At 53.1% G+C, this 19962-nt stretch carries 15 protein-coding genes; 2 read left to right on the plus strand and 13 right to left on the minus strand.

What is annotated here, in order from left to right:
* Nucleotides 1-72 precede the first annotated feature (72 nt).
* A complete protein-coding gene (locus QME66_02515; GenBank protein ID MDI6807840.1) occupies nt 73-477 on the plus strand; it encodes a hypothetical protein in 405 nt (134 codons plus the stop codon).
* Here the strand turns inward: QME66_02515 and QME66_02520 are convergent.
* The 12 genes from QME66_02520 to QME66_02575 all read right to left on the minus strand — a co-directional run bounded on the left by QME66_02520 (nt 462) and on the right by QME66_02575 (nt 18142).
* The gene (locus QME66_02520; GenBank protein MDI6807841.1) at nt 462-1322 is read right to left on the minus strand and encodes a methylenetetrahydrofolate reductase; all 861 of its coding nucleotides are present in this window, start codon (nt 1320-1322) and stop codon (nt 462-464) included. The genes QME66_02515 and QME66_02520 overlap by 16 nt on opposite strands.
* Nucleotides 1319-2932 (minus strand): homocysteine S-methyltransferase family protein, encoded by a 1614-nt coding sequence (locus QME66_02525; protein MDI6807842.1) that lies wholly within the window; start codon nt 2930-2932, stop codon nt 1319-1321. The genes QME66_02520 and QME66_02525 overlap by 4 nt, the downstream gene beginning before the upstream one ends.
* Nucleotides 2929-4344: an HDIG domain-containing protein gene (locus tag QME66_02530; GenBank protein ID MDI6807843.1), complete on the minus strand. Its 1416-nt coding sequence runs from the start codon at nt 4342-4344 to the stop codon at nt 2929-2931. Before QME66_02530 ends, QME66_02525 begins: the two co-directional genes overlap by 4 nt.
* Nucleotides 4345-4375: 31 nt before the next feature.
* A complete protein-coding gene (locus tag QME66_02535; protein ID MDI6807844.1) occupies nt 4376-4783 on the minus strand; it encodes a CoA-binding protein in 408 nt (135 codons plus the stop codon).
* Nucleotides 4784-4793: 10 nt separating this feature from the next.
* A complete protein-coding gene (locus QME66_02540) occupies nt 4794-5966 on the minus strand; it encodes a DUF401 family protein (GenBank protein ID MDI6807845.1) in 1173 nt (390 codons plus the stop codon).
* Between the two features lie 26 nt (nt 5967-5992).
* Nucleotides 5993-7048: an AI-2E family transporter gene (locus QME66_02545; GenBank protein ID MDI6807846.1), complete on the minus strand. Its 1056-nt coding sequence runs from the start codon at nt 7046-7048 to the stop codon at nt 5993-5995.
* A 152-nt stretch (nt 7049-7200) separates the two neighbouring features.
* On the minus strand, nt 7201-10059 hold the full coding sequence (locus QME66_02550) for a M6 family metalloprotease domain-containing protein (GenBank protein MDI6807847.1): 2859 nt from the start codon (nt 10057-10059) through the stop codon (nt 7201-7203).
* The gene (locus QME66_02555; protein MDI6807848.1) at nt 10052-11809 is read right to left on the minus strand and encodes a T9SS type A sorting domain-containing protein; all 1758 of its coding nucleotides are present in this window, start codon (nt 11807-11809) and stop codon (nt 10052-10054) included. The genes QME66_02550 and QME66_02555 overlap by 8 nt, the downstream gene beginning before the upstream one ends.
* 50 nt (nt 11810-11859) lie before the next feature.
* Nucleotides 11860-12876 carry a dipeptide epimerase gene (locus QME66_02560; protein ID MDI6807849.1) on the minus strand — a complete coding sequence of 339 codons (1017 nt, stop codon included), beginning with the start codon at nt 12874-12876 and terminating at the stop codon, nt 11860-11862.
* On the minus strand, nt 12860-13960 hold the full coding sequence (locus QME66_02565; protein ID MDI6807850.1) for a DUF1611 domain-containing protein: 1101 nt from the start codon (nt 13958-13960) through the stop codon (nt 12860-12862). The genes QME66_02560 and QME66_02565 overlap by 17 nt, the downstream gene beginning before the upstream one ends.
* A complete protein-coding gene (locus QME66_02570) occupies nt 13932-15236 on the minus strand; it encodes a M20/M25/M40 family metallo-hydrolase (GenBank protein ID MDI6807851.1) in 1305 nt (434 codons plus the stop codon). The genes QME66_02565 and QME66_02570 overlap by 29 nt, the downstream gene beginning before the upstream one ends.
* The gene (locus QME66_02575; protein MDI6807852.1) at nt 15233-18142 is read right to left on the minus strand and encodes a peptidyl-prolyl cis-trans isomerase; all 2910 of its coding nucleotides are present in this window, start codon (nt 18140-18142) and stop codon (nt 15233-15235) included. Before QME66_02575 ends, QME66_02570 begins: the two co-directional genes overlap by 4 nt.
* A 412-nt stretch (nt 18143-18554) precedes the next feature.
* Here QME66_02575 and pgeF point away from each other — a divergent pair, with 412 nt between their 5' ends.
* Nucleotides 18555-19262 carry a peptidoglycan editing factor PgeF gene (gene pgeF / locus QME66_02580; GenBank protein MDI6807853.1) on the plus strand — a complete coding sequence of 236 codons (708 nt, stop codon included), beginning with the start codon at nt 18555-18557 and terminating at the stop codon, nt 19260-19262.
* Here pgeF and QME66_02585 read toward each other — a convergent pair.
* A complete protein-coding gene (locus tag QME66_02585) occupies nt 19254-19799 on the minus strand; it encodes a Mut7-C RNAse domain-containing protein (GenBank protein ID MDI6807854.1) in 546 nt (181 codons plus the stop codon). The two genes, pgeF and QME66_02585, sit on opposite strands and share 9 nt — an antisense overlap.
* Nucleotides 19800-19962 lie beyond the last annotated feature (163 nt).

The raw sequence follows: 19962 nt of genomic DNA on the forward strand, positions 1-19962 counted from the left end.
GTGCAGCACACACGTCACCCCCCAAGAAGGCAATCGGCGGGAACGGTACAAACACTAAGGAGGTGAGTTGATATGACCAGTGACAAAATGACATCCTGGGGAATGAAGGTGATCAGGTTCAGCCCGCTGGAGATGCTTCTTCTTGGAATACTTGTGTTCCTTGGTTACACATACGCAGGGTTTGGAAAGGAATTCACTCTGGCAGCGTTTGCGGTCGGCGTTGTGCTCTCCCCGATAGCTCTAGGGCTGTACAAAGGGGGCAAGGGTGCATTCACTCCATTCTTGTTGTCCTTTCTTGCGGTCATCCTGGTCTTCCTGGTGGTCACAAGATTGGCAAAACTGGAATCCGGGCAGGGGCCTGTCGTGGGCGGTTTGTACGCGGGGATCTGCCTGCTTTTTGGCACTTCGATTCTCTTCACTCTTCTGAGAGGACGACTGCTGCGTTATCTGCAGGGAAGCGATCAGAAGAGAAGCTGAGAGATAATTTCGTATCTGCCCATCGGAATGAGATAGAGGCCTGCCGCTTCGTTCTTGATTGCTTTGAGTGTTTGCCTCGCGATCTCGATTCCTTCTCTCTGCATGTCCGAAGACTGGCAGGAAGAAAATCTGTCAATTACTGAGCTTGGAATCACCATGCCAGGGACTTCGTTTGCAAGGTAAAGAGCATTCTTGAGGCTCTTAATAGGGAGCATGCCGGCAAGCACGGGGATCTCAAGAAAAGCTATCTTCTTCATAAACGAAAGAAATCTCTCCGCATCGAACACGGGCTGAGTGACGGCAAAATCTGCACCGCTCGCCGCCTTCTCGGCGAGCCTCCGCACTTCGCCGTCTTCATCATCGCTGAAAGGATTGACTCCGATCCCAATGCAAAATGAAGTCCCTCTCTTGAGGCTATTCCCGGCAAGGTCAAGCCCCATGTTCATCCTCTTCATCATCCTCACAAGGCCCGTGGAAGTCACATCAAAGACTCCGGTGGCCTTAGGATAGTCTCCGGCGCTGGGCGGGTCACCGGTAATTGCCAGGATATTCTGTTCACCCAGAGCATGCGCGCCGAGAAGCTCCGCCTGAAGACCTATGAGATTCCTGTCGCGGCAGGTGAGATGTATGAGAGGTTCAATCCCAAGTCTCTCCATTATCAAATGGCCGAACGCAAAGGGACTCATCCGGACTCTTGCCATCGGGCTATCGGCAATGTTCACCACGTCAGCAATGCCCTTCAGGCATTCGATCTTTGAAAGCGCGCTCTCGAAATCAACGTCCTTGGGCGCATCAACCTCAACTGAGACGACAAACTTCTTACCCAGTTTTTCTCTGAATGTCATAGGACGGCTCTAAGCACACTTCTCTCCTGCTCAACCTCTGTGTTTGCAAAGACCGCAGTTGCCCCGCCTGCCTTGAGGATTTCACTTGTCCCTGCGGCGCCGCACAAATTGAGGAGTGCGCCGATCCCGACTGCGGCGTGTGCTCCGGCTTTTCTCGCTTCTCCGAGCTTATGCGTGAGCTTGGAGGAGGAATCCGCCTCGATGAGGAAGATGGAATCATTCTGCCTGAAGCCGGTCTCCCTCAATATTGTCATGATCCCGCCGGAGCGTCCTTCTTCCCACGGCAAAGCAACCGACAGGCCAAATCTCTTCGCCAGGGAAAGAATCTCTTTGAGATCAGAAGGATCACGAGTCTCGACAATGAGGAGGGCCTTGCCCTCGATTGACTCAAGCACGGTCTCGAGCCCCTTGGGACTCCTGGTCTTCAGCGCAAGCGGATTCGGCACGGCATTCTGTATGAGAGTAAGAATCTTCTTCACAAGTTCAGCGGATTCCGGGGCTTCTTGGGGTACGCCCACAAGGAGGACGTCCGCGCCGAATTCAACCTGCCGGGTGGCAAGCGATTGAACCGTAAGGAGTCTCCTCGCTTCAAGGTCGTACTTTGATCCTTCCCCGGAAAGAGCACCTATGGCAGTACCTATCACCATCGGCCTCTTCCCGCCCCCTCCCATGAAGGCCCTCGTCCTTCCTGAGAGCTTGAAGAGCTCACTCACTTTTCTCGTCACCGGTTTCATCGCCCTTACTTTTGCCGCGATTTCCCGTATATGAGAAGGATTCGTTCCGCAGCAGCCGCCGATGATCGACACTCCTTCATCAACGAAGTTTTTCACAAAGCTTGCCACGTATTCCGGGGTTGCAGGATAGAAAATCTTCCCTGCTTTTTTCGTCGGAAAGCCGGCATTCGGCTGAACAGAAAGGAAATTGCCTGTGATTTCAGCCATCTCATGCAGGACCCGGACAAGACTTGCCGGCCCAACAGAACAGTTTGCCCCTATCACATCAGCATCCATACCTTCGACTACGGTTGCGCACGAGAGCGAATCTGTCCCAAGTGAAGTCCTCCCATCTTCGTTGAAACTCATCTGGCAAATCCTTGGAATCCCGGGAGCTGTGTCTTTCAAGGCAAGAAGCGCCGCCTTGAGCTCTCTCAGATCGTACATTGTCTCTATTATTATTCCGTCAACGCCGCCAATAACGAGACTCGATATCTGGGTTTTGAAGGCATTGTACGCATCCTTGAAATGCAGGTCCCCGATGGGAGTCATGAGTCTCCCGGTCGGACCGACCGATCCGAGAACATATGCCCTGTTGCCGGCCGCCTCGACTGCAATCCATGCGGAAATCCGGTTCATCTCCTCCACTCTTCTCTGGAGTCCGTGCTTCGCCAGCATGAATTCATTTGCTCTGTAGGTATTCGTTTCGATGAGGTCTGCACCGGCATCAATATATTCCGAATGGACCCGGCGAACCAAGTCAGGCCTCAAAATGCTTGTGTACTCAATAGACTCATCCTGAAGCACGCCTAACTCCTGAATCCGGGTTCCGGTAGCTCCGTCACACACGAGGACCCTGTAAGTAAGCTCGTCCAAGAGATTCTTACCTATTCTCAAGGCTCGTCCCTCCTTGCATCGTTTCCTTTTTCAAGACTGAGTTTTAGCTGCCCTGCAATTCTCAGAAGTTCCTCTTTCGTGTTTTTCCAGGGTGAATCAAGTACGACCTCAAGGAGTTCGTCCAATATCCTGCCAACGAGCGGACCAGGGCCAACTCCGAGTTTTCTCATGATATCCTCACCATTTATCGCAAGATGAGAAATCTTGAGCGCCGAGTCCTGGCCCAGAATCCTCTCTATCCTCTCTCTCATGTCATCAAGATAGGATGGAAACCCTTGCCTCAATCCGTTTCCAAGGAAATCTGCAATTCTTAGGTCAAAGAGGTCCGCTATGTTTTCAATTCCGGCCCTCCTGATGAACCTTCTGACTGCGCCGTCAGTCCATTCGCCCTTGTAGTCAAACATGTGGCATTTCACCAGGTGAACGACCGCCTCCCGTTCATCGTTGCTGAATTTCATCATCCGCATCCAATCATCGCAGATTCTGGCTCCCACTACTTCGTGATTGTAGAATGTGGACTGGCCGTTTCGCTCTTCTCTGGTCTGAGGCTTTCCCACATCGTGGAGAAGAGAAGCCAGTCTGACAAGCGGTTTTTCGACCGGCGCGCTATCTGCCGTGTAGATAGAATGATGAAAAACGTCATAGGCGTGAAACTCGTTCTGGGTCACTCCTATCCCCCGCGCGAGCGGCTCAATGACCAGAGAAAGGATAGAGGTCTGCTCCATTATCTCGAAACCTATCGAAGGCCTTGAAGCGCCGAGCATCTTCATTATTTCATCTCTTATTCTCTCCTTCGAAACCAGCCCTATCCTGTCTTTCTCGGAAGCCATGGCGGAAAGGGTCTCTTCATCTATTTCGAATTCGAGCGTGGCGGCAAACCTCGCTGCCCTGAGCGGCCGAAGCGCATCCTCATGGAACCTCTCCTTCGGATCCCCGACAGTTGTGATTATCCTGTACTCAATATCTATTCTTCCTGAGAAAGGATCGACAAGAACGCCGTCGATGGGATCGTATGCGATGGCGTTGATCGTGAAGTCTCTTCTGGCGAGATCATCCTCCAGTTTTCTTGTGAAATAGACTCTGTCCGGTCTTCTCGCGTCCGAATAGTCGCCGTCGCATCTGAATGTCGTCACCTCGTAGTAAGCCTCCTCGCCTCCGCCCACTCTGACGCAGCCGTGAGGAATCCCGATATCCACAAAATGCTCAAACAGTCCTGCTACTTCTTCGGGAATGGCGCTGGTTGCGATGTCCCAGTCGGACACTTCCCTTCTCAGGATAATGTCCCTCACGCTGCCTCCGACAATATATGCCTTGTGGCCGTTTGCTCTCAGGGTTCTCAGAATGGCAAAGACCCCTTTGGGCACGGGGTCGGAGAATCTTCGTCTTTCCTTTTCGTTGAGCTTTTCTTCCATCTTGGATTTTTATCGGACCAGCGCTTCAGCCCTACATAAGCCTCCCATGCTCAATAGCCATACATCTGTCCATGACCACCTTCAGTCCGGCTTTTTCTGCGATTCTTCGAGCTTCGTCGTTCTTGATCCCGAGCTGGAGCCAAAGCACCTTTGCCTTTGTTTTCGCGGCGCTCATGGCCACAGGCACGGTATCCTCGCTCCGCCGGAAAACCACAACAGCATCAATCTTCTCTGGAATCTCCTCCAGTGAGGCAAAGCACTTCCGGTCAAGAATCTCTTCTTTCGCGGGATTCACGGGAATCACCACATACCCCTTACTCTTGAGGAACGATGCGACGTGGTAGCTTGGCCTGTCGGGTTTGTCCGAGAGTCCGACTACGGCAATTGATTTTATCCCGGCCAGGATATCCCGGATTTCGGCATCTTCGGCTTTGCCCATTTCTGCCCTCTTAGAAAATTGTGAGTATGACTATCACTGCGAACACAAAGAGCATGGGGAGAAAGAGCAGTTTGTAAAACTTCAGCGTATCTGCTCCAAAATACTCCCTCGTCAATGCAAGGCAAAGATGAACCGGTGACAGGAGAACCCCCAGAAAGCCACCCGCAAAGGCGAGCATGGGAAGGCTGAGATCGCCCCTCTCTCCAAAGAAAGGCATAAGGATCGGAAAGGTAACGCCAACGTACGCCTGCGTCACTCCGGTAAGCGCCCCAACTCCCATGGGCACGAAGAAGCACACGACGTAGCGGGAGATTTCACTCTGGCCGACGAATGAAGACACGACGTTGATCGCCTGAGAAGCGCCGATCACTCCCTTGAAGGCCATTACGCCGAAGACAAGACTCAGGGTCGAAGCTGTTGCACTGTCCACTACGGCGGTGCGCATCTTCACGAAACCAGTCTTCCCTATCAGGGCAACAACAAGGAAAGTGAGAACCAGGGAGATGAAAAGGTTGAGCTTGAGGATTACATACAGACCAATGACCAGCAGAAACGGCCAGATATTCAGGAAAAGGAGTTTCAGTTCTGCAAGGATGTGCCCCTTTTCTTCGTCTTTGACTTTCTCTCTCTTAATCTTCGCCAGTCCGAAGATTACTCCTGCGACTATCGTTGCCAGGGTGATAGGTATCTGTTTCAGAGACATTCTCTTTACCTCAACCCCCAGAATGGCGGAGGCAACTATAAGCCCGGGGTAAAGCGGAAGCACCCACTCCCAGATATGCCGGAACCAGTAATTCAGGAAAGCCTTGTCTTCATTCGAAAGATCGAGGCCTGATGCTGCTCTGTTCACCAGGGGCGCAGACAGCATTGCCCCACCCGGCATTGGAAAGAGCCCGATGAATGCCGGTATCAGCGCAATAACAGCTCTCACGTCGCCGATGAGCCCTTTCAGGCTTTTCACAAACCTGTCGAGGTATCCGAGGGCACGGCATAGCTCTGCGAGCGCACTTATGAGAATAATCGTTCCAAGGAGTTGAAGGGAATCCCTGCCGAAGACCGAAGAGAGGATTGTCGTGGAAAGCAGGTAGGGATGCACTCCTGCCATAATCCCGAGGAGAATCGAACCGCCGAGCAATGAAACGCCGAGATCGGCCCTCAGCTTGAGGAGAACAAGGACCAGGATGAAACTTATGACTATCGCAACGAGTCCTATTTGCCGCTCCCCTGTTGGCTAAGAAAAGAATTCAGCAGCACCCTGGCTGAAGCTGCCACCGGAAGAGCGAGCACTGCGCCGACAAATCCGGCAAGCTGAATCCCGCACATGATCGAAAGCAGCACCAGGAAAGGATGAAGCTTCATGTGCCTTCCCATGACCCTCGGCGTAAGAACCAGGCCGAGAACCTGATTCGCAACAATGTAGAGAATCCCTCCCGTGATTGCGAGACCGACACTGTGAGAAAGTCCGGCCAGGCAGGTAAGGATGAGAGTCGTGATGAATCCAACGATCGGCACTGCCTCCATCAATCCTGCCGTCACGCCAAGAAGGAGTGAGTACGGCAGTCCCAGGATCGAGAAGACAATTCCACATGCCACTCCCATTGACAGGCAGACAATCGTCTGGCCTCTGATGTACGACGAAAGTGCTACGTTGAGACTATCCACTATTCCCTCTAACCTGTCCCGTTTCCCGCCCGAAAACCGGCTGATGAGAATCTGCTTCAAGTCCTTTCCGTCAATCAGGAGATAGACGGCCATTGCCGGTATGATAAGAAGGCTTAGAATATGAATGATCGTACTAACAACCGAATAGAGACTCCGTGCGACAAGGCCTCCAACTGAGGCAATTGCTCCACTTATTTCATTCTCAATCGAAGACACAAGCGACGGAGGCAGGTTCCTCTCCAGAAGGCGGGGCATCACCTGGAGAAGAAGCTCTCTCGCCTTAAACGCATACTCCGGGAAGCTCATCGCAAAAGAGGCGACTTCTTCCGCAAGTCTCGGGATTGCGATGAGGAGGGCCGTTCCAATTATGGCGACCGAGATGAGAACCACTAGGAAAACGGCAATTTTTCTTGATAGTCTTTTTCCGCGCGTGAGCTTCACTCTTTCCAGAAGACTGACGGCAGGGTCAAGCACGTAGGCAAAGAGCACGGAGAGAATAACGAGCACCAGGATGCCCTTCAACTTCACAAGAAGCCAGATTAGAAGAAACGCACCAAGAGCCCAGAGAACCAGGTTTCTCGCACTGCTTTTCTCAATTGACATGAGACAGCCCCCTGCTATGTGCGTCGTGCGTCTTCACATCAGACGCCTTGGCACCGTGGACCATGTCGATCGTCTGCGCCCGCCCCAATTGCCTAGCTTGGCATCATAAGCCTTTTGGATTCACGCTGTCCAGACAAGAACCCGTCTGGTTGTCATCTGAGAAGAACTGCTTTCTTGGCGGCTACTGCCTCGCCTGCGGTTGATTTGAAGAGATAAACTCCCGAGGGGAGGTCGAGACCATGCGCGTCCCTCCCGTCCCAGCGCCAGACTCCCGGCGATTCCTCACCGAGTCGTCGAACGCATCTTCCCATAACGTCAAAAACCTCGATCTTGAGCTCTGACATTCCGGATCCGGTGAAGCCGGTCAGAAAAATCTTGAGTTTCCCCGGGAATGGATTTCTGTCAAAAGCAATCTCTCTTATTCCGCGGCTTCCACATTCAAGACTCCACGGGCCGAAGAGGTCGGCTTTTCCATCTCTGCCTGCGCCCCTGACAAAATACCACGGCTCACGCGCGTCTGCCTCTTTGTCAAGGAAGTTGATGGGAGTGTTCTCTTCACCGGATATTCGCCCCGCATTCACCTGATGAGCCTGATCTATTGAAGGCGACCCGGCTCTCAGAATGTCAAAGTACAAGTAGCGCTCCGAACTTCTCCAGATCAAGAGAGCTCCTTCTTTGGTGCACAGGATATCGGAGAGCTCAAGCCCTGTTGGCGTAGGGGTCTCGACTCTGACATCGTCAATGTACCATCCCTCAAGGTCCCCTGATCCATCGGTGAAGAATCTGAACCGGAATCTCACCGAACCCGAAAGCTCTCCCAGATTGAAGCCCGCATCAAGCCAACCCGTGGGGCTTTGATCTGTGCTCGCTCCCGAGAAGACTCCCCGTCCGGCAAGCTTCCCGTCAGGAGAGCTCGAGAAAACCCTGTAGGGATAACCCCCTTCAGGTTCGACCGGCACAAACGGCCCCCCTCCCTCCGACACTTCCACCATGCCGCCATCGAGTGCAAGCGCAGGGGTCAGAACCTCAGCCTCAACCCAGTACTTGAAGCTCAAAGTTGAGCCCGGATTGAGATTGAGGAGAGGAGTCACAAGGACTGCGTCCTGGTCGGATGAGTACGGGTTGCCGACCAGAGTGGCGCCGCACTTCCAGCTATGGCTTGGGGAACTGCTCCTCATGTCCGAGACGTGCCACTCATCAGTGGTTCCCTCGCAAGGCAAATGCACCCAGCCCCCCGCTCCGGATTCAACGTCTTCTAAGAAGTTGCTCGGCCCTCCTGCCGCGACAAGAATGCTGTCTTGATCCAGGAATGTACTCCCCTCATAGAATCTCACCTTGAACCATATGCCGTATGTCCCGGTGGGTGCATCACTGCCAAATGAGAAAACTATGTCCTGTCCTGTCACGATGCTGTCGCGGGCCACAAGCGGTCCCAGCAAGAGTGAATCCACGTCCATAGTCACTTTTGCGTCATCTTCTAACACCCTTAAGGACATATCAGTTAGGTCGCTACCTTCATTTATAATCTTAAGACGAAGCTTTCCTTTCTCGCCGGGTTCAAGATAGCCGTTTGGGGTTCCGGAAACTGTTGAATCCGTCAGGTAGTAGCGGGTGACGTTCGGAAAGGGAATTACCTCCACTGAAAAGTCCGCCATCACCGTATCGCCAAGTTCATATATGTTCTTTATCTCTGTCTGTGTGTCAAAGCCCGAGTAGTTCCTGCTTGAAGGAGTTGTGTCAGCTCCAAACCTTGTTTTTCCGGCATTCCCAGGGAAAGGGTCTCCAGTATCACCCGTGTTGCAGGCCGGGCCGGAATAGCATTCCAGGTTGGACTCGCCGTCTGCCTGTTCGAGCGCGACCCTGTAATGCGATGAATCATCGTTGGAGAACACTGATTCATCGACGTGATAGACCAGGAGTCCCTCTCCGGGAATGAACTGATCTACTCCCTGCATGCGTCTGTTCTCGGCCAGGAAGTATTGGCTTCCCTCATTGCCATAAGTCCACAATTTCAGGATCGACGCGCTTGTCTCCACCGGAGGCACGCTGACCCCGCTGATGTTCGCCTTTGGCACGGTCGGATTCACGAATCCAAGCTTGGCCTTGCAATAAGCATCAAACCCGACGGGACGGGCCCCTCTCGGATTCCCTGTCCAGGATCCCCACGCCATCAGAGACCAATAGCCGAGTCCAAAAGACCTGTAGGTGGTGTCGTACAGATCGGGCAATCCAAGAAGATGACCGAGCTCGTGAGCCAGTGTTCCTATTTTTCCGTCATGTGGTCCCGTGGCGTAGTACCTGACTTTCACGAAATCAACGCTGAGGTCATCTCTAAGCATCCACTGATGGGAGACTATGTCCCGGTCGTCGAAACTCTCTTCGTAGCCCCTGCCGGCATGAATCACAAACACGGCATCAACAAAACCGTCATCATCCCCTGAATCAGCGACTCCGTCCGGACCGTCACTATCAAAAAGCGAGTAGTTCACGAGCGGGTCTGCGGCCTTGATGGCATCACTCGCCATGAGCTGCGCATTTGCCGGATACGGGCCGAGCCCGTGATTGGGCGGCAAGGAGTAGTAAGAATACTGATGCGGCATCCTGAACCATCCCACGATTTTCCCTCCAAGATCCAGCCTGCCGTAGGAGCTTTTGAGATAGTAGTCTCTGAGGCTTCCGGTCGGATATGTGTCCTTGGAGAAAAGGAGAGAGTCAAAATGGGCGCGTGGGAATTTGACCGAGTCCGCCGGAACATCCCAGAAATCGACAAGAATGACGGCTATGTTCAGTTTTACGGTTGAGGATGCAGGATACTTGTTCATGTTGAATGAGAACCTGTCATCGATCCTGTCAACACCCAGTAATGCTTTCCTCTTTTCGATCGCGGCCAGCTCCGAAACTCTGCCTTCTCTTCTCAATCTCATTATCTCATCCGGCGGGAAGCTTACAGCAAGCCCGTCTCTGGAGAGAAACACGAGGAGCCCACACAGGATAAGAATGCTTCTAGTCAATGAGGACGAATTTCTTGGCAACTCTTTTGTCTCCATTCACAAGTACTGCGACATAGATTCCGGAAGCACGGTTTTCTCGCGGGAAAACCCAATCGAACCTTGACCTCTCACCGGGTCCCGAATCGGGCTCGAACGAGCTTACCATCCTGCCTCGGACATCAAACACGATGAGCCTAATGGACCCTCTCCTGCTTGCCGTGAATTCGAACGTAAGCCTTCCGGTGGATGGGTTGGGGAAAATGATAAAGTCATCCCACAAGGGGATCGAGAGCCGGAGCGAGCGCGATGCCAAAAATGTGCCGTCACTACCGGTGAGGACGGCTCTGTACTCATACACATGACCGGGGAGAATCCCCTCATCGATGCAATCTCCCTTTCCCGAACCGTGGATTTCCCGATCCAGGATGAGTTCCTGGTTTCCATCCTCATCTTTTCTTATGATCGAGAGCCCTCTCAGGAAAGGAGACCATCCAACCTTCCATTTCAGAATCACACAGTTGCCGGACGGAACAGCACTCAACTCCACATCCTGGGCGTCCACGGCCGCCATTCCTGTTCCCTTTGCATAGTAGATCTCGAGATTTCCTTCGGAGTTGTCCGCCCAGACAAGGTGAAGGCTGCCCGAACCGTCCAAAGAGAGTGAGGGACTCCAGGAGGTGCCGTAGTTGACCGTTATGCGAGTGTCATCCGGGTCCAGGCCTCCATCTGCTGTGAAGGCACGAAAGTAAATCTCGGTCCCGATCCCAAGATTTCGGCTGTCCTCCCACGCCACAAAGACACCACCATTTTCGTCCGCAGCCACCGTCGGATTGCCGGCATCGCCGGTTCCCTTTGAGAAAACTCTGTCTCTTCCCCACTGGGGCGCCCCCAAGGATTTCTTCTTGTAGTAGATGGCAAACGGACCGCCCCTGTTGTCAGACCAGACTACATGAACATTTCCGATCCCGTCACACGCGACTGAAGGATTTGTCGATATTCCGTTGGCGGTGGTGATTCTTCTCGGCTGAGCTTCCCATCCGACATCTTTCATGTAGGCGCGGCAGTATATTTCCCAGTTTCCTGCTCTGTCATCAGCCCAGACGACATACACGTTGCCAAGCTTGTCGGAAGCTGCTGAGGGCGCTGCCGAAGTGCTCCCCCCCGGATTCTCGCTCACACAAATGTCCCCGGCCTCCCACCCGGTCGATGAAAATCTTCTCTTGCAGTAGATCCTTTGCCAGACCTCTCCTGAATCAGTCCAGAGAAGGAAAATGTTTCCGTCTGAGTCTGAGGTTGCAGTCAAGGCGGAGGAAACCGAAGAGAGTCTTACCAGCATTGTGTCTGAATTGTCCCACACGCCCGCCACAGAAAGAGACCTGTGATAGATGTCGGAGTATGAGCCGCTTCTTCTGTCCCGCCAGAAGATAAACAGTGATTCATTCGGCGAGAGAGCCGTAACAGGGTCAACGGCCAACCCGGTACCGCGGGAGACCCTGACAGTATCCCCCCAGACCGCACCCGCCTTGGAGAATTTCCTCCAGTAAACCTGCGGGGTCTGCGGAGCTGCGCCGCCTCCGTAGTCATGCCAGACTATATGAACATTTCCAGAGAGGGTCGCCTGGACAGGATGTCCGTGGCCCCCAGTGATCCCGGATTCCCAGGTCGTGGATGTCAGTCTCTTGTAATTCACCCAGGCAGCGGAGCAAAGCGCGGGCACAAAGATGAGCGTCAACAAAGCGAAATAGAATGGCCTAAGAGCTTTCGCTTTCATCTTCTCCAAGTCTCAGGATCGCTCAGGCGACTGGGCCGGCAACCTGCCCCTCAGGGCTGCCTTCTTTCCACTCCAAGACCGGCCGAGGAGGGAAGAACAATTCTTCCTTTCTCAAAAAGAACACCTTTGAAGGGATCTGTCTTCAACAGAATCGGGCCATCGAGGTCGGCATAGTCTACAAGGGGGGACAAATGAGCCGCAGCAGTTACCGAGAGAGAACTTTCTATCATACATCCAATCATAACCGACAGTCCAAATGACCTTGCCGTATGAATCATCTTGAGAGCTTCCGTGATCCCTCCGCACTTCTGGAGCTTTATGTTTATGCCATCGACTGCCCCAACAAGCTTTGGGATATCCTCCGGTGTTCCAGCGCTCTCGTCGGCAATGATCGGGACATCAACTCTTTCTCTTACGAACCTGAGACCTTCAATATCATTGGGCGGGACCGGTTGTTCTACAAACTCTATCCCGAAAGACTCAAGCGCCTTTATCTTCCTGACGGCCTCCTTCGCACTCCAGGCACAGTTTGCATCAACCCTTATCACGGCATCAGTCTCTTCTCTCATGGCTCTAAGAATCTCAACGTCTTTGTCTGTGCCAAGCTTCACCTTCAGGATTGGATAAGAAGATGCCTCTTTGACCTTCTTCCTCATTGCGTCAATCTCATCCAGTCCGATGGTGACCGATGTGGTTGGCGCCGTCTCCCTTGAGATACCAAGAGAAAACCAAACCGGAACACCGGCTTTCCTTCCCTTTATATCGTGCACGGCCATGTCAAGGGCCGCCTTCGCAGCAAAGTTCTTCCCTATCGCCTTCTTCGCTTCCTCGCATACCGGATCGGAAAACGGATTCATCCCGCTCACTCTCTCACAAATTGTCTCGAGAGCAGCAAGCACCGTTCTCTGGTTCTCGCCGTGAAACGAAGACGGACCTGCTTCGCCCAGTCCGACGAGACCATCGCTTTCGATTCTGAGAAGGACGTTCTTGAAAACTTTCGAACCTCCGCGAGATATGGCAAAGAGGTGCTTTGTTTCCAGATTCAAGGGTTCAAACGTGAGCTTCATTTTTCCTCCGGCGGCAGTCTTCAACGAGCCTCGCGAGCGAGGCCATGACTCTTCCGCTGCCCTCCTTGATCGCATCAAATGCAGGAAGGCCGGTTTCTCTCTCAGCTTCTTCCACCGCCTTTTTTGTCTGCGACGGGTCCAGGTCGAAGCAATTGAGAGCTATGCCCAGGACTTTCGATTCCCGGAGATAAGACGCCACATCCTCATGCATTTGAATCTGCCTCTTCAAAGGAGGTATCGGAACACTGTACGCCCGAATCTCTTTTCGAGTCGGCTGATGACATAAGATCATTCCGTCCGGCATCGTACCGTGCAAAAGCCCAACTGCGACCCCCGAGAAGGCGGGATGAAACAGAGAGCCCTGCCCTTCCACGATTATCAGCTCAGCATCATCAGGGACAGAGAGAAGCAATCGTTCACATGCCCCGGCGAGAAAATCGCAAATCACTCTGTCAACCGCAATCCCGCTGCCCGAGAGAAGAATCCCCGTCTGCCCCGTAGCCGCAAAGTAGCTTCTTAAGCCCGCTCTTCTCGCTTCTCTGTTGAGCTCGTATGCTACGGTCATCTTGCCGGTGTTGCTGTCGCTGCCGACGGTCAAGACCACGGCGGCGCCGATTTCCTTTCTTCTCCCGGTCGGGACTGAAAGGTCATCGGGGACTTTCCTGATGTCGAAGAGCCGGACCCCGGTCTTGCCGGCAATCTCAACCAGCTCATCATCCTCCGCCAGAAAAGTATGAAGCCCGCTTACTATCGAGAGCCCGGCGAGCATCGCCTTCCTGACTATCACGCGAAAGACGTCCGGGAGCCTCCCTCCCTTTGGGGCAATTCCAATAAGAAGCGACCTCGGACCGAACTTGATGGCATCTTCAATCGATGAGACGACCGGGATTCCCTTTCCGAATCCCAGCACGTCCCCTGCGTCCTGTCCGGCTCTCGAACTGTCTATCACACAGGCAACGTCTTTTTCTCTATATCTTATGACGCAGGCGGCCGTCTTCGATTCCAGGAGGCCAAACTGCCCTTCAGCCAGGACTGCAAAAGGAATCGGAAAGTCTTTACGTGCAGAATCTCTTGGCTGTCTCATACAGAAATTCGGCTCCCCACACGAGGCTCTCTTGAGAGATTCTCTCATCTATGCCGTGAACAGTGTCGATCTCCTCTTCCGTCGTAACGGTAGGATCGAACCCGTAGCATACGATCCCGAAAGGTCTGAAAGAGCCGGAGTCAGTTCCTCCCGGAGAAAGATATGGAAGAAAGATTGCATCTCCCCTTTTCTCTTTAACGAGCCCCTCGAGCAGCGTCCAGAGTTCAGTCTGCATGGGAGATTCGGTACCCGCGTGCTCCCGGACTATTTCGACCTCAAATCCCTTCCCGAGGATTCTCCGGAGACCTGATGCAAACTCCTTCGGATCTGTGTCAGGGAATACTCTGCAGTCGAGTGAAAACTCGGCTTCAGAAGGGATCACATTCGTTCTCTCGCCGCCCTTCACGACAGTAGGCGTGGCAGTGTTCCTCAGAATAGCATTCAGCAGCTTGTCCTTCGACAAAACTCTAAGCGCCGCTCTCCACAGCAGAGGAGTGAAGGCGAATCTCATGGCTATTCTCTTATGCAGCGGTTCAACTCCCGAGAGCCCCGACATGATCGCAACCGCGATTTTGTTTCTCACAGGCGGGAACTTGCCGCGGTCGATTCTATCTATTCCCTGGGAAAGCCGGAGGATCGGATTTTCAGGATGAGGTATTGACGCATGCCCTCCCTTTCCTTTCACTTTCACTCTTGCCCAGATGATGGTTTTCTCGGCGCACTGGCAATAAAACACCGTCTTTCCCCTGTAGAGCAGGGTAAACCCGCCTTCATTTATCGCATACTCAGCATTGAGAGCATCCAGATGGTTCCTGACGAGCCAGTCTGCTCCCATTTTCCCGCCCGTCTCCTCATCTGCCGCACCAACATAAATCACGTCCCTGGCGAGCGGCACGCCTTCCCTCTTGAGCCTCAGAAGAGTGAGGATTTCCATCGCCCCCATCCCTTTTATATCGAGAGCGCCCCTTCCCCAAACGCAGCCGCCCTTGACCGTTCCGGAAAACGGGTCAACCTGCCACTTGTCCTTCTCCGCAGGGACGACATCAAGATGATTGAGAAGAAGAAGAGGTTTCTTCGATCCATTCCCCTTTACCCGGGCGACGACGTTTCCCCGGCCAGGCGCGGACTCAAACACCTGGGCACTGATTCCTTCTGAGACAAAAAGGTCACGTATGAATTCTGCAAGGGGAAGTTCGTTTCCGGGCGGGTTTGTGGTATCGAACCTTATCATGGAGCTGAGAAGCTCAGTTATTTCATCGAGAAGCGGTTTTTTCATCTCAACCTTTGATCCAGGATTTCTATCTTGGCTTTTTCTCTCAGCCCTTCAGTCCAATCCTCAACCCTCTGCGACAACATATCTCTCTCAATCTTGTCCCTCTCTGCGAGAAAGTCCTTGTCCGGGGGAAGCTTCTCCTTGACCCTGAAAAGTGCAATACCGGCTGGTGAAACAAAAGGCCCGCCAGTCCCTCTGATTTCCGTCTCCCGCGCCGAATCAATCAGCCCCGGAAAGGCATCGAGACCAGAGCATTTTCCTTGGGCTTCGCTCGCGAATGGAACGAAAGGAATTGTTTCTTTCACTCCGCCAAGTATCGCCCCCATCTCGTTGAAGCTTTCTCCCTCAGCTACCCTTGCCTGCAGCTCTTCAAACATCTGTTGCACGGCCAGAGAATCTTTCTCTCTCTGATAGTCCTGCTGAACCCGGTTCTTTGCTTGTTCGAATGGAATCGGCTTCCCTTCCAGCTTGTCTTTCAATCCAAAGACCAGAAATCCTGACTGAAGCCTGATGATCCCCGGAAATATCTTTCCTTTTTGGGCATTTGAGATTACCTGTGCGAGAATTGCGCCAGAGCCGGGTCCCACAATGTCATCACCTTTCACGAAAAAGGCCGATTCGTTGAGATTCCACTTCCCCTTCATGCTCTGTTCAAACTCAGCCACACTACGAGGCTCCCTGACCAGTTTCTCAGCCTCTCCTGCCGGGATAGATTCTCTCCTCACGTCCTTCAGCCTGGCCACTATGAACGGCCTCACCTCGTCCAGACTCCGCTTGCCCGCAGGTCTTTTGGCTTCCATCTTGAAAATGTGGTAGCCAACTTCGCTCTCAAGCGGCCCCCTTATCTCACCGGTTTTCATGGAAAACACAACATCTTCCAGCGCGGCCGGCAGCATCCTTCTTTCCACAAAACCCAGATCGCCTCCCTTTCTCTTTCCCTCCTCGTCCGCAGAGAATTCCGAAGCAAGTGAGGCAAAGTCCCTTCCGGAAGAACATCGTTTGGCAACCGCCTCAGCCTTCGCCCTTGCTTCATCCTTGTTGACCCCGGCCAGATAAGAGGGAAAGAATATCTCTCTCACCCGGACAGCTTCGGGCGTAACGAACTCCCCAGCGTTCTCCCTATAGTATTCGGAAATCTCTTTCTCGCTCACCTTGACACTGTCCGGTGACAGTATTGGAAAGAACGCGTAGGAGAGTTTGTATTTCTCGCCTGTCAGGTAATTTGACTGATTCTTCAGGAAGAACTGATATGTTTCTTCGGCTTCTTTCCTGGCCTCCTCCTGCTGCAGCTCATAAAGGAGCTCGTCTTTCAAGATGTCAAACGGAGGAACGACATCGTCCTTTCTCTCGTTAACTCTGAAAATCGAATATCCTCCCGGTGTGCGAATCACCTGGCCCCAATCACCCTCGTTAACTGTCCTCGCCTGCTCAAGAATGTCCTTGGGCGCGCCTTTCATGCTTCCGATGAGCCCGAGGTAGAAAGGGCCAGCTTTCCCAAGCTGATGGCCGGATGATGCGAGTCTCTTCATCTTCCCCGCGGCAAGATCATTCCTTAGTGACAACGCCTTCTGCCTTGCGAGGGTGTCTATCTTGTCCCCAACGAGCTTTGCAGCTATCTCATCCTTCACGTCCTTGAATGTCAGATATTCAGCAGTTCCGCTCTCGGAGTCATACTTCAGGAATTCAGTCCTGTGTTTCTCGTAGTATTCTTTGAGCTCCTTCCCGCTCATTGACGGATTTCCTATCTCACCAAGGGAGATCGTAAGCGTGTCAACAGTAAGGAGAGTGGTGCGATACTCCTCCTTCTTCCGGTCGTAGAGTTTGACCAGCTCATCCCTTGACTGGAGAAACCTTCTTTCCCGATCTGAAGCAGCAGCCGCCTGAACTGTCACATCTTCGAACGATTTAACATAAGAAGGAACCTTTTCGGCCATCCGGAAGATCCCCAGACCGTTCTCGACTCTTATCGGTTCGTAGAGCACCTCGCCCGCTCTGAGGGATGACAGCTTGTCGCCCAAACCCGGTATCTTCCCTGCAAATGGCACCGGATCAGACAGGGAAAAGAGTGCCGACACTTTTGCACCGCCCCATTTCTCTCCGAGTGCCCGGAAGCTTCTCCCGCTTTTCAGGGCGGACAGCAGATTCCCTGCTTCCCGGAGAGTCGCCTTCTCATCGAGAACAGCCGTCCCGCCGGCAAGAACTTTCCCTGGAACCTTGACAAGAATCATCTCGACTCGCATGAGGTCGCCGCTCGTGAACTCCTCGGGATGCCTTTTGTAGTATTCGAGAGCCTCGGCTGACGTCGCATGAGCAAATTTGAAAATCCCCTCAGCCGGAAGAACGATGTATGAGAGAATGACTCTCTGATTCTTTCTCCCGAACTCCCGCAAGATCTCTTCCTCCGTCGGCGTGAGCTTCTCTTTCATACTGTCGTACATCTTCGCTGTCAGAAGATAGTTCCGCACAATCTCAGTTGCTTCTTTATATCCCGAGCCTTTCGTGGTCTTGAATTTCTTGAAAACCACCGAATCGGAAAGACCTTGAGTAATGAACTGCGAGGTATTCTTCAGGAAATAGTCGATGTCGCTTTCCGACACCGTAAGCTTCAACTTCGTGGCTTCGTTCAAGACGAGTCTGGCCGCTATCAAGTCATTCAAGACCGCCTTCATGACGTCTGTCCTGGTCTCTTCAGAAACATCTCCTCCGACTTGTTCAGCAACACTCGCCAAGAGCGGGTCCGCCGCCTGGTTGAGCTCATTTCGCGTGACTTTGAGACCGTCCACTGTTGCAACCGTTTCAGGCCCCCGGGCAAGTGGGAAAACCACCTGCACAAGCACAAAGAGCAATCCAAGAAAAATGACTGCCGGCAGCGCTGGGGAGTTCGGAACCAGTCTTCTTGTCTCCATCATCAGGAATCCCTCTCTTTTCTGGAAACTTCCGGTATGCGGGGGAATTCGGCTCTACAGCCCTTGAGTATTAAATGATAGTCTTCCGATACTCACTTTGCAAGTGGTTACTCCGACAGCCCACAGTCCCGGCGGGGCCCAGGCCGGCGCGGCCCAGACAGGTCTGGAGATGTCCTTGAACCGACTTTCCGAAAATCTCTGGACTCCCTTTTTGGACGAGAGAACGACCCCGAAGGGGGCGAATTTGTGCTGTCCGAGGGCGAAGCCCGAGTTCACAAATTCGAGTGAGCGAGTCTAAGAAGGATCGACATTTTCGGCAGGAGGGAAAGGACATCTCCAAGCCTCTCTGACCCGAGCGTCCCGAATGCGTGCGAAACGCTTGACTGAAGAAACGACGCAACCTAGATTCCCGCCTATGAACCAGATTCCCCCGGACTGTATGAGCGTCCCATCCCTCGGCGATGGCGTTCTTGCGTTCTTCTCGACCTCGCTTTCTCTGAAGAACTCATCATCGAGACCGCCGGTGACACATCCCGCAATGCTTTCATCACTCGGACTCGATCCCGGAACAGCCGCATATGGAAAACAAGTCCACGGATCGACTGTGAAGGTCGTGTCATCTCCGGGTAATCAGGGCGCCTGCGACTCACTTGTTACCCCAAGGAAAGGTATTCTCCTTGCGACGTTTGTGGCGGACTGCGCAGCGGTTCTTCTCTTTGACAAACGGAACAAGGCAATCGCAAACGTCCATGCCGGTTGGAGAGGAGCTCTCGCGGGCATCACGCGAAAAACGGTCGAGTCAATGGAGAACAAATTCAAGACCCGGCCCGAAGACCTGAGCGCCTACATATCCCCATCCATCGGGTCGTGTTGCTATACGGTCGGCAGCGAGGTTGCTGACCTTTTTGATGGGACTTTCGTGCATACGAGAGATGGAAAACTCTTCCTTGACCTCTGGTCGCTCAACAAATCACAGCTCGAGGCGAGCGGAGTCACACCTGACAGAATACATGTTTCGGGTATCTGCACATGCTGCAATCCTGATCTTTTCCATTCATACAGAAGGGACGGACCGCACTCGGGGAGAATGGTTTCGGTTATTGGATTGGTGTCTTCAGCCTGATGCGGACAGAGCGTCTTCGATGAAGGCTTTCATCTTTTCAGGGTGAGTGCCCCGCCAGTAGAACTTCTTGCAGTTCGGACACGAATAGAACTCGTTGCACTTTTTGTAGGGGTATTCGGGCACAAGTCCCTCGATCTCTATCTTCTCTCTCTTAACGAGAGCGGTGTTGCAGAGCGAGCACCTTGAAAGAGGTGAATCCGGCTTCCCGAACCTGTCGAGCACCTGCTTCAGTTGTTGTCTGATATTTCCGCTCTCAATGAAGACTGCTTCTCGTGCATTCTTCACTCGCGACTGCTTTCTCGTTAGTGCAATCCTTCCCTTGTTGCATGCGTCCACAAGGAATGCTACATCGTCGGCAGCTCTTGAAAGCTCGGCATCAAAACCGAGGAGCCTCAGCCACCGGCAGAGTCTGTCAACGGTTCCGTCCAGAAGAAATTTCGCTTCCACATTACGATCATATGCGAACTTGCCGTCACGTGGCAACCATCCAGTGTCGTGTCCCGCAAGTTTCTTGTCTATGTCTTTACCCCGGGACACTACACTTTCATAGGGGCTTCTCGCCCCTCTGACGCTTCAGGATGCTCCTACTCGTCGCATCCCTCCGCTGTCACCCCTTAAGGGGGTCGGCCACGACCCCCCTATACCCCCTGGCAGTGTGCCTTATGAAACGCCCTGCATTTCGTAAAGTTATTTCTGCGAC

It is taken from the genome of Candidatus Eisenbacteria bacterium, assembly GCA_030017955.1.
GTDB lineage: Bacteria > Eisenbacteria > RBG-16-71-46 > JASEGR01 > JASEGR01 > JASEGR01.